The organism is Arthrobacter sp. TJ-266 (assembly GCF_058269115.1).
Genome location: NZ_JBZCNC010000001.1, coordinates 140887 through 164544, shown reverse-complemented (window position 1 = coordinate 164544; position 23658 = coordinate 140887). Strand labels below are relative to the sequence as shown.

The following is a 23658-nucleotide window of genomic DNA, read 5'->3' as shown; positions in this document are numbered from 1 at the left end:
GCCGCGGCGGACCGCCCTGAGGCATGACCAGTTGCGAGACGGTTGCGGGTGGAAGGGCGCCTTTCGTCAGGCCGGGTGGACCACGCGGGGCTTGCCGAACTGGGTCTGCACGCCCGGCGAGAACAGCACCGATTCCGGCGGGCCCTCGACGCGCAGGCCAGCCGAACCGAGGAGGGCGTCGTCGAACTCGGTCAGCACCGCAGGGTGCAGCGGCCACGGCGTATGGGTGTTCGGGATGTACAGGGTCCGCCCCGCGAGGGTGCTGTGCAGCCCGAAGCGCGCCGTCAGCTCGAGCGAGAGGTGATCGTCGGCGATGGTGTCGACGTCGGGCCGGACCGCGAAGCGCGTGCCACCCTGCCTCCGGAAGCGGTCGACGTCGTACCCGTACTCCTGGTCCGGACCGGATCCCCGGACGATGGGCGCGCACCGCGACCACACGTACGGGATACCGCCGGCCCGCGCGGCGAGCACGACGGCGAGGCGTGAGGCGTCGAGGGTCACGAACACGACTCCGCGCGTCCCGTCCGGCCCCCGCGAGTAGAGGCGCACGTTGATCTCGGTGAAGCTGCCGAAGAACGGCACGGGCAGCCCTTCGCCGATCCCCGCTCCGACCATCCGGAACCCGATGAGGCCCACCCAGGAGGAGCCGTCCACGACGTCGGGCACGACGCCGGCCGGCATGTAGCGCGCCACGGCCTCCGGCGCGATCCGCCAGTGCAGGAACACGGCGTCCGCCCAGAACTGGTCCATGATGACCGGGCGCGGCAGCTCCGGCGCGAGATGCCAGCCATCGGGCCGCGTGTCACGGGGCGGTACGGCGTGCGCCTCATGGCGCGTCTCAGGCTTCGGCACGGTCATATCAGCGGCTCCCCGCGGTCGTCGGGATGGTGGGTGATTCAGTCCAGTCCACCATGCGCGCAGGTCGGACCGCGCACTCGTCGGGGCCGGGCCACACGCGCGCGGGGCCCGACCTCAGAAGGCGTAACGGATCCGGCAGTAGGGCAGGTGCGTGGCGGCGAGGCGCAGGAACTCGTCGAGGTAGCCGCGCTTGTCGTAGGCCATGTAGCGCACGTTGGCGAAGCCGTTCTCCGAGCGCTTCGTCTCCTGGAGCTCGGGCCGCCAGAGGATCTCCTCCGCCTGCGGATGCCACCCGAGGTTCACCTCGTGCAGCTGCTGGTTGTGCGTGAGGAAGATGACCTCCGCGGCGAGCTGCTGCTTCGCTGCGGGCGAGAGGGCGGCGTCGAGCTGCTGCAAGAGCTCCCGCCAGTCCTGTTGCCACCCGGGCGTGACGATGACCGGGGAGAAGTTCACGTGCACCTCGTAGCCCGCCTCCACGAAGTCGTTGATGGCGGCGATCCGCTCGGCCACCGGTGTGGTCCGCACGTCGACCATACGGGCGAGCTTCTCCGGCATGAGCGAGAAGCGGATGCGGGTACGGCCCTGCGGATCCCACCCGAGCAGCTCGCGGTTCACGTACTTCGTGGCGAAGGAGAGCTTCGCAGTGGGCAGATCGCGGTACAGGTTCACGAGGTCCTGCACGTTGTCGCTGACGAGGGCGTCCACCGAGCAGTCGCTGTTCTCCCCGATGTCGTACACCCAGGCGGTGTCGTCGCATTGGTTCGGTTCCAGCTTCATGCCCTGACGGCGAACGTGCCGCTCGAGATAACCGCTGATCTGGTCGATGTTGGCGAACACCGTGATGGGGTTGCTGTACCCCTTGTGCCGCGGGACGTAGCAGTAGGCGCACGCCATGGCGCACCCGTTGGCCGTGGACGGCGCGATGAAGTCCGCCGACCTGCCGTTGGGTTTGGCCGTGAGCGACTTCTTGACGCCGATGATCAGCGCCTCCGTCTTGATCCGCACCCAGCGCTTGACGTTCGCCTCGTCACCGCTGAGCTCGGGGATGCGCCAGTGGCTCGCGACCTCGACGACGTCCGCCTCCGGCCAGCGCGCCAGGATCTCCTGGCCCCGCGGGAGCGCGGCAGCCGCCGGCTCGACATAGATCCGACTGATCTGGAGCAGCTTGGTGGCCTGCAGCATGGAACCCTTCTCGTGGCGGCGAATGCATCAAGACTACGAACCGCCACCGACACTTCCGGGGCCCGGCGATCCGCACCTACGCTGGTCGCATGGCGCTCCCGGAAGAGGACGACGACGGCGCGAGGCACGGCGTCGTCGACCTCGGCCTGCGCGACTCCGGAGGGCGATCGGGCGCATCCTACGCGTCCGGCCGAGCGGGAGGCACAGGCCCGGCACCGGTGGCAGGACCAGCCACGTCGGTGGGCACGGTGGGGACGACGGGCGTGTCCGGGCCGCGACAGGAATCGGGAATCGACGACGACGCAGGTGCGATCGACGCCCCATCGGCAGGACCCCCCTATAGGCCGAGGAGCCGACGTCGGGCTGCCGCAGTCGCCATCGCGGTGCTCGCCGTGCTCGTCGTCGCCGCGAATCTCGCGCCGCGCGACCCCGGAGCAGCGCCCGAGCGGGGCGTCCGCGCGCAGGATCGACCGCTCGCGGTCTGCGAGGCCGTCGCCTTCGCGAACCAGACGGGCGGACTGCCGTCGAAACCGGCCGTGCTCCCGCAGCGCGCCACCGGATACTTCTCCTTCATGGACGCCGGGAGCAGATCCGCTGTTGCGAGCGGGCTCTTCTACCGGGACGGCTCCGTGTCCCTGTGCCGGCCCGTTGCCGACCCTGGGAAGGGCGAGCCGCGTCCCGAACAACCCGAGCTGCCGGCCCTGAGCGACAACCGCACCTACGCCTACGAGATGCGCGGCGGCGAACTGACCCTGGTGGGGGAACGGGCGGCGGACGGCACCATCACGCGTCGAGAGGAGTGAGGTGAGCCCGCTCGTGCCACGCCGCACCGGGGTGTCGCGCCGATCTTGCGGAATTCCTGCGTCCTGACGGCGGTCGGCGCCCGGATCGCGATGACAAAATTACTCCGACGGAGCACACGCCATCGGAAATCCCCTGTCGCGGCGATCGAAGTCAGAAGAGGTTTCAAGTCGATGAGTACACCACGCCCGCCCGCTGCCGGGGGCTCTGCGGCCCACACCCGTCCCACGCTCCTCGTCATGACCGGTGGTCGCGAGGCCGAGCGCACGGGAGCCATGGCCGACCGCCTGGCACTGGAGACCGAGCATCTCATCGAGGCCCTTGAGGAATCGGTGGCGCGGCTGGCGCTCGCCCACCGCGCCAGCACGCCGCTGGTCCAGGACAAGATCGCCGACGACGAGGCGTTCGCCTGGGTGCAGCAGTCCATCGAGGACGTCTCGGCCACCCTGCGCGGCCTGTCCCTCGGCCGGGTGTCCGTGGACGACGGTTCCACCGAGACCGCACTGCGATCGGTCAGTAACCCCGCCTGATCTGCCTCACGAGTGCCTGTGACGCAGTACTGACGCGCGTTGCCCGATGACCTCAGGCGGCGTCGGGAACGTACTGCTCGTACTGTTCGAGAGTTCCGTCCACCACGGGCATCTCGATGTCGGTCACGGTGCCGGCGACGCTCAGGGAGAGCACCGTCCTGGCTCCCGCGGCGTCGTCCGACGTCCGCAGCATCGCCTCGTTCGTGTCCAGCGGCAACTCGCCGTCAGCGGGCACCGTGAGTTCGAGGCGGTCGTCGTCGTCCTCGACGACCACGATCACCTCGTCCTCCGTGCCGTTGACGAGTGTTCCGAGCAAGCGCGCCGGCTCGCCCTCCCCCGCCGTCACGAGCAGCATGCTGCGGACCTCGATGTCCCCGACCGAGCCGTCGGAGCCAACGGCGATAGCGGCCCTTGATTCCTCGGCGGGCGTGCCGCAGGCGGCGATCGAGACGAGTGCGGCAGCGGCTGTGAGGGCGTGCAGGACGCCGGTGGAGCGACGCATCGGGTTCCTTCCGTGGGAGGTGGGGTCGCTCACCACTCTAGGGAGGCACCGTGTCGGTGCGGGTCTCGATGCCGCAACGTTTCCGCCGGCCGGACGGAAACGGGCGGAAGACGTCGGGCGGATCAGATGGACTGACGCGCCCGGATCCCGGCCCTGCCCATGGCATCCGTGTACGCGGACTGGATGTCCTTGAGCCACAGTTCCTGGTTCGCCGGGGTGCCCTTGAAGGCACGCTCCCCGGGCGAGCGGACCTCGTAGATCTTGAAGCCCCGCTTCGCGATGGCCCTGTTCTCGAGCTTCATGAGGCGGCGGGCGGCCTTGTGGGCGTCTGCTCCGTGCGCCACCAGCGCCGATGCGCGGGGGACCTGCTGCAGGAAGGTGAGGAGCGGCTTCACGCCGTCGGCGATCTGGTCCATGGTGAGCGCGCGGTCCTTGCCCTCCGGCAGGTACCAGGGGTGTGCGTTCCACGGCATGATGGCGTCGGGACGCAGGCCCACGGCCTCGTAGATCTGCGCCATACGGATGCTGCTGGGGTCATCGTTCTCGAAGGAGACGAAGCCGGACGGCAGGGATGCCCCGGGGTTGGAGAAGAGACTCACGATCTTGCAGCCGTCGACGTCGTGGACGGGGTCGATGTACGGCACCTCGGAGCCCGGCTTCGCCTCGGCCAGGGTGTCGCACAACCGGTTGACGTCCTCGATCTGCGGATCGTATCGCTGTTCCCACTGCTGGGCCCTGTACGTGGGGTCTGCCATGCGCTGTACCAATTCCGCCTCCTCGCGGACGGCGCCAGAGGTGGCGCGAACATGTCCGCAGACTCCAAGACTACGCCAGTCGCCGTCGGGCGCCTTCGACGCGCGCCCTGACGGCAGCCCGGCGACGGGCTCTGACCGCTGCGCGGCGCTCTCGCTCACCAGTCGTGGACGGTGCCGTCGGAGAGGCGGTTGTAGGGCAGGTAGGCCTGCTGGTAGGGAAACGACGCCGCGGCCTCCTCGTTGAGCTCCACGCCCAGGCCCGGCGTGTCGCCGGGGTGCAGGAAGCCGTCCGTGAACGTCATGGACTGCTCGAACACCGTGGTGGTCTTCTCGCTGTGCTCCATGTACTCCTGGATCCCGAAATTGTGGATCGCGAGCCCCACGTGCGACTGCGCCGCCAACCCCACCGGTGACACGTCCGTGGGCCCGTGAAACCCCGACTTGATCTGGTACTGCGCCGCGTAGTCCATGACCTTCTTCAACGGGCTGATCCCACCGAAGTGCGTGGACGCCGCCCGCACGTAGTCGATGAGCTGCTCGCGGATCAACGTCTGGAAGTCGAAGACCGTGTTGAAGACCTCACCCACCGCCAACGGTGTGGTGGTGTGCTGCCGGATCAGCCGGAACGCGTCCTGGTTCTCCGCCGGCGTCACGTCCTCCAGCCAGAACAGGTCATACGGTTCCAGCGACGTCCCGAGCTTCGCGGCCTGGATCGGCGTCAGCCGGTGGTGCGCATCGTGGAGCAGCGGCAGTTCCGGACCGAACTCGTTGCGGACCGCCTCGAACACGGTGGGGATGTGCCGCAGGTACGCCCGGGTGTCCCAGTCCTCCTCCGTGGGCTGCGCGCCCCGGCCCGCCGGCTCGAAGTCGTACCGCTCCCCCGTCGCCTGGGCCTGCGCAGCCACCCCGTAGAGCGCGGTGATACCCGGCACCGAAGTCTGCACCCGGATGGACGTGTAGCCCTCCTCCAGGTGGTGCCGGATCGAGTCGAACAACTCCGGGATGTCCCGGCCGGAAGCATGCCCGTAGGTGCGCAGCGCCGTCCGCGACGCACCTCCCAGCAGCTGATAGACCGGCATGCCGGCGGCCTTGCCCTTGATGTCCCACAGCGCCATGTCGACCGCGGCGATGGCGGCCATCGTCACCGGACCCCGACGCCAGTACGCACTGCGGTACAGGAACTGCCACGTGTCCTCGATGCGGTGGGGGTCACGGCCGATGAGCAGCTGGGTGACGTGCTCCGTCAGGTAGGACGCCACCGCGAGCTCACGCCCGTTCAGCGTCGCGTCCCCCAGGCCCGTCAGCCCCTCGTCCGTCGTGATCTTCAACGTCACGAAATTACGGCTCGGGCTCGTCACGATCACATCGGCAGCAACGATCTTCATGCGTCCTCCTGGGGGTAGTCCACGTAGGCGAAGCGCCGGCTGTCCGGCGCCCAGCTGTTGACGTTCACCGTGCCCTGGCCGCCGAACAGCGCGACGGCGTCCCAGGCGTTGCGCGCGTCGGCGTCCGCCACGCGCAGCACCACGGGCTCGTTCCCGGGGTGCCCCTGAACCCCGGGCGCGTAGCTCAGGTAGACGAGGCGGCTGCCGTCGGGTGCGAGGTGCGGGAACCAGTTGACCCGCTCGTCGTGCGTCAACTGCTCCACGCCGCTCCCGTCCGGGCGCATGCGGAAGAGCTGCGAGTGCCCGGGCGTGGTGGCGGCCCGCTCCGAGTTGAAGTACAGCCACCGGCCGTCCGGGCTGTACTCGACGCCGTCATGCGGGCGGTCCGTCTCGGTGAGCCGCCGGGTGGCGCCGTCGGCCACGTCCACCGCATAGATGTCGTGGGCGGGGTCGCTCTTCGCGCGGCCCACGTGCACGAGCGTGCGTCCGTCCGGCGAGACGCCGTGGAGGTACCGGGCGTGGAGGCCGTCGTCGGGCCTCGTGACCCTACGGGCGTCCCCGCCCTCGGTCGGCACCTCGTACAGATGGCCGTCCTGCGAGGAGAGGTAGAGGAAGCGGCCGTCCGCGGAGAGCACGTGATCGTTGTTCGCGTCGGTGACCGTCCCGGTGAACAGCACCCGCGGCTGACCACCGGCCGCAGCGGCCGTGCGGTAGAGCAGTCCGTCGCAGTTGAAGACGAGCCAGGCGCCGTCGGGCGTCCAGTTCGGCGCCTCGATGACGAAGTCCTCGGTCTCGAAGACGCACGAGGACGTCCGCGTGCCCACATCGAACACCATGAGGCGTGCACGTTGCCCCGGGAGCAGTCGGCGCCACGGCCCCGCGGCGTGACGCGGCCCGTCCGTCGTCGTGGTTCGCTCGTTCACCGTCGTCCTCCCGCGTGGCCCTGGGCAGCTCGGTCCCGAGGGGGCGGCGCCGCGGACGTCCGCAGCGCCTGCCCGGCTCAGGAGAGGGTGGAGGCGAAGGGGTCCCAGTCCTCGGGCAGGGGCTCCGCGGCGGTGGCCGTGCTGGAGAGCGAGACGAACTCGCCGGCATCCACACTCTCCGAGATGGAGACCATCGCGTCGAGGACGTGGAAGGCCATCTCGCCCTGCGCGCGGTGCGGGCGGCCCTCGCGGAGCGCCCGTGCCATCTCGAGGACGCCGCTGCCGCGCGTGGAGGTCGCACCGACGGCGGGGATGGTCTCCGGCTCGTCGGAGCCGCGACGCGTGATCGTGAGGTCTCCGGTGAAGTTGTTCGGGTCAGGGAACGCGAGCGTGCCCTCGGTCCCGGTGACCTCCACGAAGCCTGCGCGCTTGAGCGGAGAGTCGAAGCTGAAGATGCTCTGCGAGGACTCCCCGTTGGCGAACTGCGCGATCGCGCTGACGTGGGACGGCACGGTGACGTCGAAGACCTCGCCGGCCTTCGGACCCGATCCGATGGTCCGCGTCTCGCGGGACTTCGAGCCGAACCCGGCCACCTTCGTGATGGCGCCGAAGGTCTGCACGAGGGTGGTCAGGTAGTAGGGGCCGATGTCGAACAGCGGACCGGCCCCCTCCTGGAAGAGGAACGCGGGGTTCGGGTGCCAGGACTCCGGGCCGGGCGACTGCATCAGGGTCAGTGCCGTCAAGGGGACGCCGATGTCACCGCGCGCCACGAGCCGCAGTGCGGTCTGCAGCCCGGCCCCGAGGAAGGTGTCCGGTGCGCAGCCGAGACGCAGGCCGGCCGCGTCCGCGGCCTTCAGCAGCCCGAGCCCGCTCTCGCGATCGAGCGAGAAGGGCTTCTCGCTCCACACGTGCTTGCCGGCGGCGACGGCGGCGGTGGCCACCTCGACGTGCGCCGCGGGGATGGTCAGGTTGACCACGATCTCGACGTCGGGGTGGTTCAGGGCGTCCTGGACGCCACCGGAGGCGGCGACGCCGAACTCGGCGGCGCGGGTCGCGGCGACCTCCTCGAACATGTCGGCGACGATGTGCACCGTCACGTCGGGGAAGCCGGTCAGGTTGGTCAGGTACTCCTTGCTGATGACCCCGGCGCCGATGACGGCGACTCCCACGGGCCCTGTGCGCTGGGTGTGCACGGCGTCGCTCATTTCTTTCCCTCGTTCAGGTAGGTGAGGCTGTCGGCGACGGCCGTGAAGACGTCCCCGTCGAAGTCGTCGAGTTCCACCACGGCGGCCTCGAGGCCCGGAACGGCGTCCAGCACGTCCCAGACGCGCATGGAGCCGTGACCGACGGCCACCTGCTCCCTGTCGTTCTTGGTGAGCGGGCCGTCCTTGATGTGGACGAAGCGCACGCGGTCACCCAGGCGGCGCAGCAGCTCGGCGGGGTCTTCGCCGCCCACGGCGGCCCAGTAGGTGTCCACTTCGAGGACCACGGCCGGGTCGAGGTGGCGGGCGAGCACCTCCAGCCCGGAGACGCCGTCGATGCGCTCCTCGAGCTCGAACTCGTGGTTGTGGTAGCCGACGGTGATGCCGTACTCGGCACCCTTGCGCGCGGCGGCGTTGAGCGCCTCGGCGGTGGCCTTGATGTCGGCTTCGGCGGTCCAGTGGCTGCGCTCCACGTGGGGATCGATCACGGTGCCGATGCCGAGCTTCCGCGCGGCCTCGAAGATCTCGTCCTGGTCGGCGCGGAGCAGGGGCGCGTGTCCCGAGGGGGCGCTGAGGCCGTTGGCGAAGAGGGCTTCGGCGAGTTCGTCCGCGGTGGCCACGAAGTTGTAGGGCTCCACCGCGGTGTAGCCGAGATCGGCCACGCGCTTGATGGTGCCGGGGAGGTCCGCCCCCATCGCTGTCCGCAGTGTGTAGAGCTGGAGTGAGTACGTCACTGGAGGGTCTCCTCGTCGAGATCGGGGTGGAACTGAACCGGTTCAGGCACTACGACGAACCTAGGTGATATGTGGAAGGGGGTCAAGGAATTCCTCGCGCTAGGGTGGTGCCCATGGCCAGAGAGACGATAGCGAGCCTCGCCAAGAGGCTCGGCATCTCGAAGGCCTCCGTGTCCTACGCCCTCAACGGCCAGCCCGGCGTCAGCGAGCTCACGCGGCGCCGCGTCCTGGACCTCGCCGAGGAGCTCGACTGGTACCCCAGTTCCTCCGCCCGCGCCCTCTCCCGCTCACGCGCCGGCGCCGTGGGCATGGTGCTCTCGGCGGACCCCCACCTCATCGGCACCGAGCCGTACCACATGGGCCTCCTCGCGGGCATCGAGACCGCACTGGCGGAGGGCGATCTCGCGCTAATGCTCCGCATGGTCACGAAGGACCCGGCCCACGAGCGCGCCACCTACGAACGGTGGGCCGGCGAGCGCAAGGTGGACGGCGTGCTGCTCTTCGACCACCTGCGCGAGGATCCCCGCCCCGCGCTCCTGGAGCGTCTCGGGCTCCCGTTCGTGCTGCACGGCGCCCCGATGTCCACGGCGCCGCACGGCTTCTCCAGCACGACGGCGGACCACGCCGCGGATTCCGCCACCATCCTCGACCACCTGCGCGGGCTCGGGCACCGGCGGATCGCGCACGTCTCCGGCCCGCAGCTGTACCTCCACGAGGAGGAGCGCATCCGGAACGTCCGCCGGTGCGCCGAGCAGTACGGCCTGGAGGTGGTGCACCACGAGGCCGACTACTCCCTCGAGTCCGGGCGGCACGCGGTCACCGCGCTCCTCGGCGGGGCATCCGGTGACGCCTCCGGTGGGGGATCCGGTGAGCGACCCACCGCCGTCGTCGTCGGGAACGACCTCATGTCCATGGGGGCCCTGCTGGCCCTCCGCGCGCTGGGCCTGCGCTGCCCCGAGGACGTGATGCTGGTGAGCTGGGACGATTCGCTGCACTGCCAGCTCTCCTCCCCCGGCGTCACCTCGCTCGCGCGGAACCCGTGGCGCCAGGGGCGGGTGGCGGCCGAACTGCTGCTGGCTCTGCTGGACAACGGGCAGCCCCGGACACAGGCCATGCCACCGAGCGAACTCGTGGTGCGGGCGAGCACCGCCGCGTGAGCGCTTCGGAATAGTCGCGTCTTCCGCTGTGTCGCTCATCTTGCTCTCATCCGTGCTGGTTAGCCTGAGCAGGTACGGCTTCCCGCCGTGACCTGCAGCCGGTGACTACCTGGGGATCGCCGGCCGAACCACGAGTGAGGTACGCATGCGAGATCACCAGGGCCCCGAGTCCGCCCACGGCCGCCCGCGGGTGCTGATCGTCGCGACCGGCAGGGACCGCGGTGCACTGGCAGCCGTCCGCGCCTTCCACGCCGCAGGATGGTTCGTGGGCGTCGGCACGCCCGAGGGCGGCGGCGTCCTCGGCTCGTCGTCGGCCTGCGACGCCACCTACGTGGTCCCGAGACCACGGAACGACGGCCTGGCCTTCATCGCCGGCGTGAACGCCGCCGCGGCGGACGGCTACGACCTCGTGTTCGGCGGGGGCGACGACTGGATGGCCGCGCTCTCCGCCTACCGCGGCGAACTCCTCCTGCGCGTGGCGCACCCCGCGTTCGACGTCGTCGAGACGGTCCTCGACAAGGTGCGGCTCGGTGAGTACGCCGCGAAGGTGGGGCTTGCCGCCCCCCACACCGAAGTGGCCACCGACGAGGCGCTCGCGCACTGGGACGGCCCCGTGGTCGTGAAGTGCCGGGAGCACTGGGCACCCCAGCAGACCCGCCCGCTGCGCATCGAGGCCAAGCGTTTCGCCTCCGCCGACGCCGCGCGGCCCCAGGTCGAGCGCATCCGCGCCGCAGGAGCCCGCCCCGTGCTGCAGGCGCCGATCACCGGGACGCTCGGGGCCGTCATCGGCGTGTTCCACGAGGGCCGTCTGCTCGGCCGGACACAGCAGGTCTCGCCGCACCTCTGGCCCACACCGAACGGCGCCTCGGCGCGCGCCGTCACCGTCCCCGTGGACGAGGAGCTCGCCGCAACGGTGGAGGCCCTGCTGCTCGAGCTGGGATGGCACGGCCTCGTGGAACTCCAGTTCCTCACGGGCGCCGACGGCGTACCCCACCTGATCGATCTCAACGGCCGCTTCTTCGGCTCCCTCGCGCTCGCGGAGTCCGCCGTCGACGGCCTGGTGCGCACCTGGGGCGAGACCGTCCTCGGTGTGGACACTCCGCACCTCGCGGACGGCGCGGCCGGACGCCGGTACTCGTGGTTCGCCGGGGATCTGCGGCGTGCGCGCCTCGAGCGGCGGAACGGCCTGCTGCTCGACGTCGCCTCCACCGTCCGGTGGTCCCTCACCGCCCGGCACAGCACGTGGAGCCCGCAGGACCCGTGGCCCTCCCTGACGCTGGCGCTCGGCAGGGTGGGTGGCCGTCGCTACGTTCAGGTCCTGCGGCGGGCCGCGCGCAGCATGTCCAGAGGGACCAGGCGCTCCGGTGCCCGCAGGAGTACCAGCCCGGCGATGTAGACGGCGAGGACACCCACGCCGACCACGGCACCGACGAGCAGCGGCGCTCCGCCGTCGAGGAGAGCGAGCAGGCCGGCGCCGCTTCCCATCGCCACCGAGCCGATGACCACGGCCCGGACCAGGAGCTTCCGCGTGCGCGCGCCGTCCACCGCCCCGTGCCGCCGTGCGAGCAGCACGCCGTTCGCAGCGGCCGCCGCCACGAGGGAGACGCTCGTGGCGAGCGCGATGCCCGCCACCCCCATCACGGGTGCCAGCAGGAGGTCCCCGACGACGTTCACGACCATCGCGGCGAGCGCCACGAGCACGGGCGCCCGGGCATCTCCCAGGGCGTAGGACGTACTCACGAACACCTGCCGGACGCCCATCGCCACGAGCGCGGGGGCGTACCAGAGCACCGCGACGGCGGTGGCAGCGGCGTCGTCCTCCGTGAACGCGCCCCGCCCGTAGGCCACCCGGACGAGAGGGAGCGCCGCCACCACCAGGACCAGGGTCAGCGGGACCAGGACGGTGACGGTGACGGACAGGCCGCGGGTGACGAGGCGCCGGATCTCCGGCGCGTTGCCGGCCGCCGCGCCGAGAGCGGGGTAGAGCGGCACGAGCAGCGAGGCGATGAGCAGGGTCTCCGGGAGGTTCACCAGGCGCCAGCCGTAGGAGAGCGCGGTGATGGCGCCGTCCCCCAGGGTGGAGCCGACCGCCCGGTCCACGAGCGAGTTGACGTTGCCGATCGCGCTACCCACGAGCAGGGGCGGCATGAGGCGGGCGATCTCCCGGAAGCCGCGATCACGCAGCGCGAACCGGGGGCGGATCCGCAGGCCGATCCCGCGCAGTGGCGGGAACTGGAGGAGCAGGCGGGCGGCCGATCCCACCACGAAGCCGACGGCGAGGGCCTGAATACCGAATCGCGGCCCGAAGAGCCCGGCAGCGCCGATCATGATGATGTTGAAGGGCACGCCCTGCAGCGAGGACCAGACCACGCGCTGGTGGGCCTGCGCCACGGCGGCCAGGAGGTCCGTCCCCGCCACGAGCACCACGGCGAGCAGCATGATCCGGGTGAGCGTCACGGCGAGGTCCGCCTGCTCGCCCTCGAAGCCGGGAGCGAGCACGGCGGTGATCGGGGCGGCCAGCAGGCCGACGACGACGGCGCCGAGTCCCAGCACGATCATGGCGACCGTGATCGAGGTGTCGAAGGAGCGGTGACCGCGGCAGGTATCGCCCTCGGCGGCGACCTCGCGGGAGACCACCGGGATGACGGAGCGGGCCATCGCGTACGCGATCAGCCCCAGCACGACGTTCATCAGGCCCTGCGCCACGAGGTAGGCGTCGAGCTCGGGGCCCGCGCCGTAGACCGCGGCGATGACGACGTCGCGCACGAAGCCGAAGACCGTGGAGACCGCCGTCAGGGCGGTGACGACGACGGCGGCACGGGACACGCTCACTTCCGCCGCCTCCTGATGCGTGCCCGGTTCGGATCCCGATCATTCTGGCACGGCCGGGCCGTTCCTCCGTGCGTCACCCCGCCGGTCCTCCCTCCGGCGTGGGGCCGGGCGTAGGGTCGGACCACGGCTTCACCAAGGAACGCGTGCCCTCGATCCTGCTGGTCGACGGCATGGGGGTGCAGGGTGATGCCCACGCGGGTGGAACCGTCCAGCACCTCTCACGCGTCCGTGCCGATCCCACCCGGCCCAATCTGCGGCAGGTGCACCTGATCCCCGCCGAATTGTTCGACGACCTCGAGCGGGACGGCTTCACCGTGGGACCCGGTGACCTGGGCGAGAACATCACCACCCGCGGCGTCGATCTCCACGCCCTCCCCGTCGGCACCCTGCTGCTCGCCGGCCCGACGCCGTGATCGAGGTGCACGGCCTGCGGAACCCCTGCTGGCAGATCGACCGCTTCCAGGACGGACTCCTCAGGGCGGTGCTCCCACGGGACAGCGACGGGACCGTGCACCGACGAGCGGGGGTCATGGGCACCGTGCACCGCGGAGGTGTCATCATGGCCGGCGACGCCCTGACAGTCGAGTTACCCGCGACCCCTCATCGACCCCTCGAGCGCGTCTGACCCCCGGCGCCGTCACCCGGACGCGTACCGCAGCGCGGTGCTAGGTTGGATCGCAGTGACATCCTTCTTCTTCCTGTGACCTCGAGTCCCTCCAGCAGCTCCCCGGCGCTTCCCTCGGAAGCGGTGATCCCGTGCGCCCCGGAAGGGAACTCCTTCGTGAGTTCCCCTGGCACCCGGACCCCCGCCGATCCCACCCGGAGAAGGCATCATGAGCACACCCTCCACCAGCCACCCCACCTCCCCCGCCGAACGCCGGCACCTTCGCCCTGACTGCAGCCGGTGCTTCGCCCTGTGCTGCACGGCCCTCGGTTTCTCCCGCAGCGCGGACTTCGCCGTCGACAAGCCCGCCGGGACTCCCTGCCGAAACCTCGACGCCCGATTCTCCTGCACCATCCACGACAGCCTGCGCCCGCGGGGCTTCACGGGATGCACCGTCTTCGACTGCTTCGGAGCCGGCCAGAACGTCGCGCAGAACCTCTTCGAGGGGGTCAGCTGGCGCGCGGCACCCGAGACGGCCCCTGCCATGTTCGCCGCCTTCGCGACAGCCCGGAAGCTGCACGAGATGCTCTGGTACCTGGCCGAGGCAGCGGTCAGGACCTTCGATCCGGAGACGTCGGAGGCGGCGACGCGGCTGGGCTCGATAATTGAGGCGGCCCTGACCGACAGGCAGCGGATCACGGCCCTGGACGTCGACGAGGTGCACATAGAGGTGCGTGCGGTCCTGATGGACGTCAGCGAGGAGGTGCGCTCCTCCTACCTCGCGACGGGCGGTGAGCACCTCGGCGCCGAGCTCGTCCCCGGAGCCGACCTGATGGGGCGGCGGTTGTCGCGGAGGTCCCTGTGCGGTGCCGACCTCCGGGGTGCCTACCTCATCGCCGCAGACCTGCGGGGCAGCGACCTCTCGGGCGCGGACCTCCTGGGCGCGGATCTACGGGACGCCCGCCTCGACGGCGCCGACCTGTCGACGTCCCTGTACCTGACGCAGGCGCAGGTCGCGGCCGCCCGGGGGGATGCGACGACCCTCCTCCCCGGCGATCTCGAGCGACCGCCTCACTGGTCCTGACGGAGGAGCGTGAGGTCTCGCCGGACGTAGCGCAGGTGCGCCCACTCCTCCTCGAGGATCACCCGGAGGCAGTCGCCCACGGTGGGGTGCCAGTCGCCGCCACCCCACGGGTTCTCGCGTTCCTCCGCGAGGAGGTCCTTTGTCGCCGTCGCCAGGACATCGGTGACCTGCTGCTGGCGCTCCTCCCGGACCGCGAGGACCTCCTCGTAGGACGGCGGGTCCTCGCGGAAGATCGACAGGTCGAATCCCGCCTCGGCCGCCCCGGTGAACATCAAACCGATCTCGTGGAACGGCTGCGGTGTCCCGAGGATCCCGCGGCCGAGCCAGGCGTCGGTCGCCAGGACCAGATGCCGCAGGGTCTGGGACAGCGACCACTCGTCCGGCACGTGCGCGTCGACCAGCTCCATCGGGGTATCCGCCACGGTGCCCTGCCACGCTGCCTGCACGGCGAGCCACCCCTCACGCAGGCCGTCGGGGGTCTGCGCCTTCTGCAACTCGCGGCCGGGGAACAGCCGGTTGAGCTCGGCGTCCACCAGCGGCACCACGTCGACCCCGTTGACGAGGAGTCTGCCGAAGAAGAGGTCATGGCTGTCGATGTCGAGTCCGTCCACGTCGACGCCGCGCATGGTCATGCCGCTGACGTCGGAGAACCGGAGGGTGGCACCGCGGAAGCCGGTCCTGACGAAGGTTGCGCCGTCGAACTCTCTCGTACCGAAGTAGGTCGTCATCGCCTCATTGTGGGGTGGACGGGCGTCAGGAGCCAGAGGTGCTGGCCCCGACATCGTCGTCCCGCACGTCCGGTCAGGGCGGCACGGCACCCGTCCCGGCGGCGATCAGGCGGAGTCCCTGATGATCAGCCGGTAGCTCAGCGGCGCCTTCGAGCTGCGGGTCCGCTCGTCAGCTCCGTCCATGATGCTCGCCAGGACATCCACCGCCCGGCGTGCCAGGTCCGACTTGTCGATCGCGAGGGTCGTGAGTTCGGGGGTGACCAGCTCACCGACGTCGAGCCCGTCGATGCCGACGACGCTGATCCTCCCGGGGACCGACACCCCGGCGCGGATCAGGCCCTTGAGGGCGCCGATCGCGAGGATGTCGTTGTAGGCGAGGATGGCGTCCATCGCCGGGTAGCGGTGGAGCAGTTCCGCGGCCGCGACCATCCCGCCGGTGGTGGTCTCCTCGGCGCGGAACTCGGATCCCACGGACCACGGCAGCCTGTGTGCCTGGAGGTACCGCCGGTATGCTGCCCGACGCGCGGAGTCCATCTGCACGGTGTCGATCATCGCGATCTGGCGGCGCCCGGCAGCGACCAGGTGGTCGAGCGCCACCTCGACGCCCGCCGCGTGGTCGAACTCGACGAAGGAATCGAAGCCGTCGTCGGCCGACCCGTCGAGGATGACGGTGGGGATGCCGCTCACGGCGCGCTTGAACACGTCGAGCGGGAGGGCTCCCACGCTGCCCGCCTGGCACCCCGTGATCACGAGGGCGTCGACGCGCCGGAGCAGGGATCGCAGCCGCGCTCCGGCGGTCTCCTCGGTGTCCCCGACGTCGCAGAGGATCACGCTCCATCCGCGCTCCGCGGCGATGCGACTGAGGGCTGCTGCGAGCTCGGGGTAGTAGGGGTTCCGCAGGTCCTCGACGACGAAGCCCACCGTGGTGTCCCTGCCCCTCACCAGGCCCTGCGCCGCCCTGTTGGGCCGGTAGTTCAGGGCGCGCGCGGTGTCGATCACGCGCTGGCGGGTGACGTCGCTGATATCCGGCAGGCCGTTGAGGGCACGGCTGACGGTCTGGCGTGACACCCCGGCTTCCCGTGCGACATCGAGGATCGTCGCGGCCTTCGGTGTGCTTGCCATGCCCGTCAGCCTAGTGCTAGCGTTCCGTGAACGCTCCCGTGAACGTTCACGGACTGCGTCTCACCCCCCACACGGCGGGTATGTGCTGACCCGTCGCACCTTCCCGCTCCCCGCGGTGGCGGACGCGCGGGTCGACGACGACAGGTGGCAGGACATGACAGATGGGGACCACCGGAGTGAACGTGATCTGCGGGCCCCGACGCTCCGGGATGTCGCTCTCCGGGCGGGCGTGTCCGCACAGACCGTCTCGCGCGTGGTGAACAACCAGCCCATGGTGCACCGTGAGACCCGGCGGGCCGTCGGGGCCGCCGTCGGCGAATTGCGCTATCGACCGAACCGGGCGGCACGAACCCTCGCGACGCGACGCTCGCAGCTGATCGGCGTCGTACTCCCGCCCGACGGGCGGACCGACCACGGCGCGTCCCTCCTCGCGATCGACCACGCCGCGCAGCAGCGCGGGTACGCCGTCGTCGTCCGGCACATCTCGACGACGGCGCCCGCACTGACCCGGGGACAACTCACCCTGCTCGTGGACCTCGGCGTCGAAGGGCTGATCATCGCGTCCCCCGCAGCGGAGCTCGTCGAGGCGGTCGCGGCACTCGCCGCTCCGGTCCCCGTCGCCTATCTCGACGCGGCCCCGGACGCCGGCCACAGCCCGGACTCCTGGTACGGGCAGGCCGCGAGGACCGCCGTCGACCAACTCGTGGCTCTCGGCCACGAGCGCACCCGGAAGGCCTGACATGACCGCCACCCGATCCCCGTCCCTGCGGCCCGGCCGCGACCCCGAGCGCGCACGCCTCGGCGTCAACGTGCTGTTCTTCACCAACGGCGCGATCTTCGCGAGCATCCTCCCCCGGTACCCGGAGATCAAGGAGGCACTGGACCTCACGAACACGGCGTTCGGTGCCGCCGTGGCCGCCTTCCCCCTCGGCGCCCTGGTGGCGGGACTCGCCGCCGGCGCCCTGATCCGGCGGTTCCGGTCCTCGCGCGTGGCGATCGTCGCGACCCTCCTGTGCGCGGCCGGGATCCTGCTGGCGGGCACGGGCACCAGCTGGCTGCTGCTGGCCGGCGGCCTCTTCCTCGCGGGGGCGATGGACTCCATCACGGACGTCGCCCAGAACTCCCACGGGTTGCGCGTGCAGAAGCTGTACGAGCGCTCCATCCTCAACTCCTTCCACGCGGTCTGGAGCATCGGCGCCGTCGGCGGAGGGGCGGTGGGAGCACTCGCGGCGCAATCGGGCACGCCTCTCGCACTCCACCTGGGGCTCACCGCCGTGGTCTTCGGGGTGGCCGCCTGCGCCATCTACCCGCTTCTGCTCGCCGGACCGGAACCGGACGAGGAACCGGACCGAGATCCGGCCGAGGAACCCGGGGTGGAACCCGACGGGGAACCCGCAACGGACGGGTCGACGGCGGACCGCCGGGACCGCCGCTCGCCCGGTGTGGCCGGGTACGCCGTCCTCCTCGCGCTCGTCGTCATCGCCTCCTCCGGTGCCATCGTGGAGGACGCCGGGAGTTCGTGGGCCGCCATCTACCTCAGCGGCTCACTCGCCGCCTCGTCCTTCACCGCCGGGCTCGGGTTCATCGCCCTGCAGGGCATGCAGTTCGTCGGGCGGCTGATGGGGGACCGCCTGGTGGACCGCTTCGGTCAACGGCTCATCGCGCGCCTCGGAGGGCTGTGCGTCCTGCTGGGGATGGGCGGAGCGCTCGCGTTCCCCAGCATCCCGACCACGATCGTCGGCTTCGGCCTCGCCGGACTGGGCGTGGCGACGCTCATCCCCGCGGCGATGCACGCAGCGGACGAGCTGCCCGGGTTCCGGGCCGGGACCGGCCTGACCCTCATCAGCTGGCTCCTGCGCCTCGGGTTCCTCGTCTCGCCGCCGGTCATCGGTGCCATCTCCGACGCGACCGAGCTGCGGTACGGGCTCCTGATCGTCCCGTTCGCCGGTCTGCTCGTGATCATCCTGGCCCGCGTCCTGTCCCCGAGGGCACGGGCCTGACGTGCCCGTCGCGCGCCGCACGTCGCGGCGCGCGTGAGCTGCCCGTCCGTCTGACAGGCTGGTCCGGTGGACGACGCGACGCTGCAGCAGAGGATCGAACGCTTCTACGAGCAGGAGTTCGACGACGACGACCCCGCGGGCACCGTCGCGCGGATGACGGACCTCCTCGCCGACCGGCCGGAGGGCGACGCCGAGGCCCTGTTCGAACTCGCGGGTGTGCACGACGCCCTGGGGCTGGAGGAGCAGGCCATACCCCTCTACCGCCGCGCGATCGGCGCCGGGCTGGAGGGTGAGAGCTCGCTCCGCGCGCCGATCCAGCTGGCGAGCTCCCTCCGCAACACGGGAGGTGCGGCCGAGGCCGTCACGATCCTCGAGGGCATGCCCCCTGCGGGCCCCGACGAGAGCGCCCGTCTGGCCTTCCTCGCCCTCGCCCTGCACGACGACGGGAGGCACGGCGATGCCCTGAGGACGGCCTTGCTGGCACTGATACCCACGCTCGACGGCTACAAGCGCTCGCTCACCGAGTACGCGGCAGAGCTGCGCGGCTGACCGGGTGGGTGTCGACCTGCTCGCGGCGAGTACGCGGGAAATCACGGCGGCGGCATCGGCGGCGGATGATCCCCGTCAACGGGCCGCGTTGGACGAGATCCAGCACCACCTCCGCGAATTCGGACAGGACGCCCTCCGGGAGTTCCGCGAGGAGTCGGGCATCACCGGCGAGACCTGGTTCTCCCCCGTAGTTCTCGACGCGGACATCCACGCCCTGTCCCCGTCCTTCGGGCCCTGCACCAGCCACCTCGACCTTGCGTACGCCGCCGTGGTCCCGCGCAGCGCCGGGATGAGCGTCAGCGCGGAGAGCGAGGATCTCCAGTGGTGGCCGCTCGATGCCCTGCCCCCGGGCGGCGTCGGCGGCCTCGCGGAACGCGCCGACCGCGTGCTGCGCATGGTCGAACGGCAGCGTCGCTCCGGCGGCACCTGAGGTGTGACGAAAGCGGGGAGGGTGTGAGGACGGGACCGGCGAGGGTGCGGTCGTGAACGGATCACGGCGAGTTCGCCACGGTCGTGACGACGCAGGCCCTCCTCGCCCTCCCGCCGGCCTGACCGGCCTCCCGCGTCAGGAACTCCCGGGGCCCTGCGGCGCGAGCGCCCACGCCGCGATGGTCGCGGCGACCTCGGCCGGCGGGACGCCCACGGTGTTCACCACGTGCGCCTCCGCACCCAGCCAGGAGCGGATGGCCTCGTCGTACGGCTCGAGGTACCGGAGCCGGAACGAGGACGGGCCGAGCACGGAATCGTCCATGATCCGCGCGCGCAGCGTGTCCTGGTCCGCGTGCAGCACGACGTGCCGGACCGGCACCCCGTACGAGGCGAGGCCCTCACTGATCTCGCGCCAGTACTCCTCGACCAGCACGGTCATGGGAATCACGAGCGTGCCGCCGGTGTACTCGAGGATGCGCCGGGCCGTCTCGACCACGAGCGGCCGCCAGGGCGGCCAGTGCTGGAAGTTGTCGGTCTCGGGCAGCCCCGGGTACACGTCCATCAGCGTCTCGCCGACCTTCTCGGCGTCGAACACCTGCGAGTCCGGGATCAGCTGCTGCACGAGCCGGGCGGTGGTCGTCTTCCCTGCGCCGTGGGTGCCGTTCAGCCAGACGATCATGGGCCCATGCTAGCCACGGCGGCCCCGACGACGGTCTCCTACCCGGCCGTCGCGAGTGCCGCGCCGAGCGCCAAGGCGTCGCCTGCGAGCGAGAGCGCCCCCCGCACGCCCGACTCGTCGGCCAGGGCCGGCGCCACCACGTAGCCGCTGGCCACGTCCGTGAGCGGATGGTCGCCGAGCGCGCCCCCCACCAGGACGGCGAGCTGCGCACGCACGGCGTCGAGCAGCCCGGGCGTCTTCAGCACCCCACCCCCCGCGATGATGCGCTGCGGTGCCGCCGCGTACGTGACCGTGGCCAGGAGCTGCGCGATGTAGTAGGCGGAGAGTGCGACGGCGTCGCGGCGCAGCGGACCGAGGTCCGTCCCGGGCCGCCCCCAGCGGGCGGTGATCGACGGACCGGAGGCGAGGCCCTCCAGGCAGTCGCCGTGGAACGGGCAGACTCCCGCGAAGGTGTCGGCGGGGTGCCGCCGGATCACCAGGTGACCCATCTCGGGGTGGCTGCGCAGCGTGAAGGGCGCACCGTTGACCACGATCCCGGCGCCGATCCCCGTTCCGACCGTCACGTAGGCGACGTCGTCGACCCCGCGGCCGGCGCCGAAGCGGTGCTCACCGAGCGCCGCCCCCGTCACGTCCGTGACGACCCGCACGGGGGTCCCGGGTGCCAGCCGGAGGTTCGCCACCAGATCGGTGTCCTGCCAGCCGGGCTTCGGGGTCGACGTGATCCACCCGAAGCGGGGCGACGAGGCATCCACCTCCACCGGGCCGAAGGAGGCGATACCGACGGCGTCGAACCTGCCGCGGACGGCGTGGGGCGCGAGGAACTCGCGGATGGCACCCAGGGTGCGCTCGGGCGTGGTGGTGTCGATGCGCGCCTGGTCCACGAAGGTGCCGGGTTGCAGCGGGTCCGCGACGGCGCAGATCACCTTGGTGCCGCCGGTCTCGATGCCCGCGATCACCGTGGTACATCCCCTGGTGCCGCCGACGCCGCGCGGGAGCCGAACGCTCCCGCACCGCTGAGCGCGGCACTGTCACCGATGCACCGGATGACCGGCGAGCGCTCGGCGACCGCGAGGTCACCCCCGGAGAGCGCGCCGCCGTCGCGCCTGCTGACGGTGAGGACGGCGGTCTCCCCGGGCAGGAGCGTCAGCATCATCTCGTCAACCGCGAGCTCGCGTGCCGGTACGTCCAGCGCGTCGGCCAGCCGGTCCGCGAAGAGGCAGAGGTCACGGAGCAGCGTGTGTGCCTCGATGGACACCCGCACCACGCCGTCGGCGGCAACGGCGTGGGCCGTGAAGGACGGTTCGGCGATCACGAGGTCGGCGTCGGGCGCGAAGAACCACGTGGAACGCAGCCCGTCGACATCCGCCACGAGGAACTCGGACGTGCTCGCCACGGCGAAGGACGCCGGCAGCGGCCCCCGCGCGGTGCCGTCGGCCGCGGCGGTGAGGGTGATCGCCTCCGAGGCGATCACCTCGCCCTCCATGGTCAGGCGGCGCACGACGACGTCGGCCGTCCACGCGGCGAGGCCGTCGTTGACGATCACGACCTCGAGGCCGTCCGGTCCGGTGGGATCGGACGTGCCGCCCGCCGTGACCGGCACGATCGCCAGCAGGTGGTCGGCGAAGGAGCGGCGGAGCGCGTACCAGACGGGCTTCTCGATGCCGTCGCCGTCCACCGCGGACCAGCTGAGCACGGGCCAGCAGTCGTTGAGCTGCCAGATGACCACGCCGGCGCACCGCTCGCGGGTCCGCAACCACTCGGCACCGGCGGCCTGCGAGCGCGCCTGCACCATCTGCGTCAGGTAGTGCCAGTCCTCCGCGGCGGTGGGCTCGCCGAAGTAGGGAGCCATGCCGCGGGCCAGTTTCTCCATGCCGTCCGCGGCACGCATGTGGTGGGCCACCTGCGGGTTGTCCGGCACGAGGTCACCCTCGGTCACGACCCTGCGGAGGGTGGACCAGGCCGGGGGCGCGCACCAGCCCATCTCGGACACGAAGGGCGGATCGACATCGCGGTAGTGCACGTAGTCGACGTTGTTCCAGACCTCCCAGATGTGCACGGGCCCGGACTCGCGGCCGTTGGGGTGCTCGTCCAGCGACCCGGACCACGGGCTGTTCGGGACGTACGGGCGGGAGGGGTCCAGGCGCGCGATGACGCCGGGCAGCACGTCGGTGTAGAAGGCCGCGCCGTAGGGCCGGTCCTCCAGGATCTCGGGCCAACCCCAGTCGTACATGCCCCACACGCACTCGTTGCCACCGCACCAGATCACGAGGCTCGGGTGCGAGGAGAGCCTCGCCACGGCCTGCTCGGCCTCGGTGGTGACGGCCGCGATCATCGCCTCGGACTCGTCGTACGCGGCGCACGCGAACAGGAAGTCGTGCCAGACCATGAGGCCGCGCTCGTCGCAGCCCGCCATGAACTCCTCGGTGGAGAAGTACCCGCCGCCCCACACGCGCAGCAGGTTCGCGCCTCCCGCCACCGCCTGGTCGAGGCGCTCGCCCAGGCGCTCCTCGGTGACCTCGGCGATGAAGGGATCATCGGGAATCCAGTTGTAGCCGCGCGCACGCACGCGCCGGCCGTTGACGACGAGCGCCCAGCGGGAACCGAGGGCGTCGGGCTCCTCCTCCACCACCACCGTGCGCAGGCCGATCCGCCGCTCACCCACCGCGTGGGCGCCACCGTCGTCGTGCACCTCGACGTGGAGGCCGTAGAGCGGCTGGCCGCCGAGGCCCACGGGCCACCACAGCTCGGGGTTCTCGACCGTGAGGTCGAGTACGGTGTCCTCGCCCGCAACCGGCACGGTGACCCGCGCGGCCTCGCCGCCGTCGGGCGCCGTCAGCACGCCGGTCACGCGGAGACCAGCCGCCGCGGCGGCCGTCTCCAGACCCACGCTCACGGAGACGCGGGCGGATCCGCCGTCGAGCGCGACGACTGGGCGGATCGACGCGATGCGCGCGCGGGTCCACGCCTCGAGGCGGATGGGCTGCCAGATGCCGGCGGTGACGTAGTGCGGCCCCCAGTCCCAGCCGAAGTTGCACGCGCTCTTCCGGACGAACGGGTAGGGCTCGTCGTAGGGGCGGGGCAGCTCGCCGACCTCCGCCTCGCAGGCGTGCGCGGCGTCCCAGGCGGAGCCGAACGTGATCTCGAGCAGGTTCTCCCCCTGGATCAGCAGGTGCGCCACGTTCCAGCGGTAGGCGATGTGCTGATCCGCCGTCGTGGCCACCTCGTGCCCGTTCAGGCGGACGGTCGCGAAGGTGTCGAGGCCCTCGGCGACCAGTTCCAGGCGGTCCCCGGCAGGCTCCCCGTCCCAGTCGAAGCGCCTGGCGTAGGTCCAGAGCGAGTGCCCGATCCACATCTGGTCGGCCTCCCGCAGCCCCACATCGGGATCCTCGAGCAGACCGGCGGCCAGCAGATCGGTGTGCACCTGGCCGGGCACGGTCGCGGCGATGGCCTCGCGGGAGGTCGCGTACGACGGCGAGCCCTCCGGTCCGTCGGTCCAGGTGAGCTGCCAGGCGCCGCCGAGGTCGAGGGACTGCGGGGCGGGGGTGGGAACGTTCATGCACGTGCTCCAGGTGGTTCGGGCGGCGCCGGTGCGGCGCCGGTGT

At 71.2% G+C, this 23658-nt stretch carries 25 protein-coding genes; 11 read left to right on the top strand and 14 right to left on the bottom strand.

What is annotated here, in order from left to right:
- Nucleotides 1-66: 66 nt before the first annotated feature.
- Both AC4D12_RS00880 and AC4D12_RS00875 read right to left on the bottom strand, forming a co-directional pair.
- A complete protein-coding gene (locus tag AC4D12_RS00880; RefSeq protein WP_490948753.1) occupies nucleotides 67-750 on the bottom strand; it encodes a YqjF family protein in 684 nt (227 codons plus the stop codon).
- A 222-nt stretch (nucleotides 751-972) separates the two neighbouring features.
- Nucleotides 973-2040, bottom strand: coding sequence for a spore photoproduct lyase family protein (locus AC4D12_RS00875; RefSeq protein WP_490947901.1), 1068 nt, complete (start codon nucleotides 2038-2040; stop codon nucleotides 973-975).
- 89 nt (nucleotides 2041-2129) lie between these two features.
- Between AC4D12_RS00875 and AC4D12_RS00870 the strand changes: the two genes are divergently transcribed.
- Together AC4D12_RS00870 and AC4D12_RS00865 are read left to right on the top strand one after the other, a co-directional pair.
- On the top strand, nucleotides 2130-2843 hold the full coding sequence (locus AC4D12_RS00870; protein WP_490947900.1) for a hypothetical protein: 714 nt from the start codon (nucleotides 2130-2132) through the stop codon (nucleotides 2841-2843).
- A 171-nt stretch (nucleotides 2844-3014) separates the two neighbouring features.
- Nucleotides 3015-3371 (top strand): hypothetical protein, encoded by a 357-nt coding sequence (locus AC4D12_RS00865; protein ID WP_490947899.1) that lies wholly within the window; start codon nucleotides 3015-3017, stop codon nucleotides 3369-3371.
- A gap of 52 nt (nucleotides 3372-3423) precedes the next feature.
- Here AC4D12_RS00865 and AC4D12_RS00860 read toward each other — a convergent pair whose 3' ends face one another.
- The 6 genes from AC4D12_RS00860 to AC4D12_RS00835 form a co-directional block, all read right to left on the bottom strand.
- On the bottom strand, nucleotides 3424-3873 hold the full coding sequence (locus AC4D12_RS00860) for a hypothetical protein (RefSeq protein WP_490947898.1): 450 nt from the start codon (nucleotides 3871-3873) through the stop codon (nucleotides 3424-3426).
- Between the two features lie 122 nt (nucleotides 3874-3995).
- Complete coding sequence (locus AC4D12_RS00855) at nucleotides 3996-4628, bottom strand: uracil-DNA glycosylase family protein (protein WP_490947897.1); 633 nt, start codon at nucleotides 4626-4628, stop codon at nucleotides 3996-3998.
- Nucleotides 4629-4783: 155 nt separating this feature from the next.
- Nucleotides 4784-6013: a D-mannonate dehydratase ManD gene (gene manD, locus AC4D12_RS00850; RefSeq protein ID WP_490947896.1), complete on the bottom strand. Its 1230-nt coding sequence runs from the start codon at nucleotides 6011-6013 to the stop codon at nucleotides 4784-4786.
- On the bottom strand, nucleotides 6010-6936 hold the full coding sequence (locus AC4D12_RS00845) for a TolB family protein (RefSeq protein WP_490947895.1): 927 nt from the start codon (nucleotides 6934-6936) through the stop codon (nucleotides 6010-6012). Before AC4D12_RS00845 ends, manD begins: the two co-directional genes overlap by 4 nt.
- 77 nt (nucleotides 6937-7013) lie before the next feature.
- Nucleotides 7014-8141 carry a Gfo/Idh/MocA family protein gene (locus tag AC4D12_RS00840; protein ID WP_490947894.1) on the bottom strand — a complete coding sequence of 376 codons (1128 nt, stop codon included), beginning with the start codon at nucleotides 8139-8141 and terminating at the stop codon, nucleotides 7014-7016.
- Nucleotides 8138-8872, bottom strand: coding sequence for a sugar phosphate isomerase/epimerase family protein (locus AC4D12_RS00835; protein WP_490947893.1), 735 nt, complete (start codon nucleotides 8870-8872; stop codon nucleotides 8138-8140). Before AC4D12_RS00835 ends, AC4D12_RS00840 begins: the two co-directional genes overlap by 4 nt.
- 113 nt (nucleotides 8873-8985) lie before the next feature.
- Here AC4D12_RS00835 and AC4D12_RS00830 point away from each other — a divergent pair, with 113 nt between their 5' ends.
- Nucleotides 8986-10029: a LacI family DNA-binding transcriptional regulator gene (locus AC4D12_RS00830; RefSeq protein WP_490947892.1), complete on the top strand. Its 1044-nt coding sequence runs from the start codon at nucleotides 8986-8988 to the stop codon at nucleotides 10027-10029.
- 145 nt (nucleotides 10030-10174) lie between these two features.
- Entirely contained in the window at nucleotides 10175-11425 is a 1251-nt protein-coding gene (locus tag AC4D12_RS00825) for an ATP-grasp domain-containing protein (RefSeq protein WP_490947891.1), read from the top strand.
- Here the strand turns inward: AC4D12_RS00825 and murJ are convergent.
- Nucleotides 11341-12861 carry a murein biosynthesis integral membrane protein MurJ gene (gene murJ, locus AC4D12_RS00820; protein ID WP_490947890.1) on the bottom strand — a complete coding sequence of 507 codons (1521 nt, stop codon included), beginning with the start codon at nucleotides 12859-12861 and terminating at the stop codon, nucleotides 11341-11343. The genes AC4D12_RS00825 and murJ overlap by 85 nt on opposite strands.
- A gap of 143 nt (nucleotides 12862-13004) precedes the next feature.
- Here murJ and AC4D12_RS00815 point away from each other — a divergent pair, with 143 nt between their 5' ends.
- The 3 genes from AC4D12_RS00815 (at nucleotide 13005) to AC4D12_RS00805 (ending at nucleotide 14549) form a co-directional block, all read left to right on the top strand.
- Nucleotides 13005-13274, top strand: coding sequence for a hypothetical protein (locus tag AC4D12_RS00815; protein WP_490947889.1), 270 nt, complete (start codon nucleotides 13005-13007; stop codon nucleotides 13272-13274).
- Entirely contained in the window at nucleotides 13271-13486 is a 216-nt protein-coding gene (locus AC4D12_RS00810) for a hypothetical protein (RefSeq protein WP_490947888.1), read from the top strand. Before AC4D12_RS00815 ends, AC4D12_RS00810 begins: the two co-directional genes overlap by 4 nt.
- Before the next feature lie 208 nt (nucleotides 13487-13694).
- Nucleotides 13695-14549, top strand: coding sequence for a pentapeptide repeat-containing protein (locus tag AC4D12_RS00805; RefSeq protein ID WP_490947887.1), 855 nt, complete (start codon nucleotides 13695-13697; stop codon nucleotides 14547-14549).
- Here the strand turns inward: AC4D12_RS00805 and AC4D12_RS00800 are convergent.
- Together AC4D12_RS00800 and AC4D12_RS00795 are read right to left on the bottom strand one after the other, a co-directional pair.
- Nucleotides 14537-15277, bottom strand: a complete 741-nt coding sequence (locus AC4D12_RS00800; protein ID WP_490947886.1) for a DinB family protein — start codon at nucleotides 15275-15277, stop codon at nucleotides 14537-14539. The two genes, AC4D12_RS00805 and AC4D12_RS00800, sit on opposite strands and share 13 nt — an antisense overlap.
- 105 nt (nucleotides 15278-15382) lie before the next feature.
- The gene (locus tag AC4D12_RS00795) at nucleotides 15383-16399 is read right to left on the bottom strand and encodes a LacI family DNA-binding transcriptional regulator (protein WP_490947885.1); all 1017 of its coding nucleotides are present in this window, start codon (nucleotides 16397-16399) and stop codon (nucleotides 15383-15385) included.
- Between the two features lie 154 nt (nucleotides 16400-16553).
- On the opposite strand from AC4D12_RS00795, the gene AC4D12_RS00790 reads away from it, so the two are divergent.
- The 4 genes from AC4D12_RS00790 to AC4D12_RS00775 all read left to right on the top strand — a co-directional run bounded on the left by AC4D12_RS00790 (nucleotide 16554) and on the right by AC4D12_RS00775 (nucleotide 19378).
- Entirely contained in the window at nucleotides 16554-17138 is a 585-nt protein-coding gene (locus AC4D12_RS00790; RefSeq protein ID WP_490947884.1) for a LacI family DNA-binding transcriptional regulator, read from the top strand.
- A 1-nt stretch (nucleotide 17139) separates the two neighbouring features.
- On the top strand, nucleotides 17140-18399 hold the full coding sequence (locus AC4D12_RS00785) for an MFS transporter (RefSeq protein ID WP_490947883.1): 1260 nt from the start codon (nucleotides 17140-17142) through the stop codon (nucleotides 18397-18399).
- Between the two features lie 66 nt (nucleotides 18400-18465).
- On the top strand, nucleotides 18466-18948 hold the full coding sequence (locus AC4D12_RS00780; RefSeq protein ID WP_490947882.1) for a tetratricopeptide repeat protein: 483 nt from the start codon (nucleotides 18466-18468) through the stop codon (nucleotides 18946-18948).
- A gap of 4 nt (nucleotides 18949-18952) precedes the next feature.
- On the top strand, nucleotides 18953-19378 hold the full coding sequence (locus AC4D12_RS00775; protein ID WP_490947881.1) for an NUDIX hydrolase: 426 nt from the start codon (nucleotides 18953-18955) through the stop codon (nucleotides 19376-19378).
- A gap of 135 nt (nucleotides 19379-19513) precedes the next feature.
- Here the strand turns inward: AC4D12_RS00775 and AC4D12_RS00770 are convergent, their stop codons facing one another.
- From AC4D12_RS00770 to AC4D12_RS00760, 3 genes are read right to left on the bottom strand one after another with little or no spacing between them, the layout of a single operon-like run.
- Nucleotides 19514-20056, bottom strand: coding sequence for an AAA family ATPase (locus tag AC4D12_RS00770; RefSeq protein ID WP_490947880.1), 543 nt, complete (start codon nucleotides 20054-20056; stop codon nucleotides 19514-19516).
- Between the two features lie 38 nt (nucleotides 20057-20094).
- Nucleotides 20095-21012, bottom strand: coding sequence for an ROK family protein (locus AC4D12_RS00765; RefSeq protein WP_490947879.1), 918 nt, complete (start codon nucleotides 21010-21012; stop codon nucleotides 20095-20097).
- Nucleotides 21009-23612: a glycoside hydrolase family 2 protein gene (locus AC4D12_RS00760; RefSeq protein WP_490947878.1), complete on the bottom strand. Its 2604-nt coding sequence runs from the start codon at nucleotides 23610-23612 to the stop codon at nucleotides 21009-21011. Before AC4D12_RS00760 ends, AC4D12_RS00765 begins: the two co-directional genes overlap by 4 nt.
- Nucleotides 23613-23658: the final 46 nt, after the last annotated feature.

Coding starts and splice junctions, on each gene's coding strand:
- AC4D12_RS00785 (WP_490947883.1), top strand. CDS start 17,140: ATGACCGCCACCCGATCCCCGTCCCTGCGGCCCGGCCGCGACCCCGAG.
- AC4D12_RS00800 (WP_490947886.1), bottom strand. CDS start 15,277: ATGACGACCTACTTCGGTACGAGAGAGTTCGACGGCGCAACCTTCGTC.
- AC4D12_RS00860 (WP_490947898.1), bottom strand. CDS start 3,873: ATGCGTCGCTCCACCGGCGTCCTGCACGCCCTCACAGCCGCTGCCGCA.
- AC4D12_RS00865 (WP_490947899.1), top strand. CDS start 3,015: ATGAGTACACCACGCCCGCCCGCTGCCGGGGGCTCTGCGGCCCACACC.
- AC4D12_RS00825 (WP_490947891.1), top strand. CDS start 10,175: ATGCGAGATCACCAGGGCCCCGAGTCCGCCCACGGCCGCCCGCGGGTG.
- AC4D12_RS00805 (WP_490947887.1), top strand. CDS start 13,695: ATGAGCACACCCTCCACCAGCCACCCCACCTCCCCCGCCGAACGCCGG.
- AC4D12_RS00880 (WP_490948753.1), bottom strand. CDS start 750: ATGGACCAGTTCTGGGCGGACGCCGTGTTCCTGCACTGGCGGATCGCG.
- AC4D12_RS00770 (WP_490947880.1), bottom strand. CDS start 20,056: ATGATCGTCTGGCTGAACGGCACCCACGGCGCAGGGAAGACGACCACC.
- AC4D12_RS00870 (WP_490947900.1), top strand. CDS start 2,130: ATGGCGCTCCCGGAAGAGGACGACGACGGCGCGAGGCACGGCGTCGTC.
- AC4D12_RS00840 (WP_490947894.1), bottom strand. CDS start 8,141: ATGAGCGACGCCGTGCACACCCAGCGCACAGGGCCCGTGGGAGTCGCC.
- AC4D12_RS00855 (WP_490947897.1), bottom strand. CDS start 4,628: ATGGCAGACCCCACGTACAGGGCCCAGCAGTGGGAACAGCGATACGAT.
- AC4D12_RS00760 (WP_490947878.1), bottom strand. CDS start 23,612: ATGAACGTTCCCACCCCCGCCCCGCAGTCCCTCGACCTCGGCGGCGCC.
- AC4D12_RS00830 (WP_490947892.1), top strand. CDS start 8,986: ATGGCCAGAGAGACGATAGCGAGCCTCGCCAAGAGGCTCGGCATCTCG.
- manD (WP_490947896.1), bottom strand. CDS start 6,013: ATGAAGATCGTTGCTGCCGATGTGATCGTGACGAGCCCGAGCCGTAAT.
- AC4D12_RS00875 (WP_490947901.1), bottom strand. CDS start 2,040: ATGCTGCAGGCCACCAAGCTGCTCCAGATCAGTCGGATCTATGTCGAG.
- AC4D12_RS00795 (WP_490947885.1), bottom strand. CDS start 16,399: ATGGCAAGCACACCGAAGGCCGCGACGATCCTCGATGTCGCACGGGAA.
- AC4D12_RS00790 (WP_490947884.1), top strand. CDS start 16,554: ATGACAGATGGGGACCACCGGAGTGAACGTGATCTGCGGGCCCCGACG.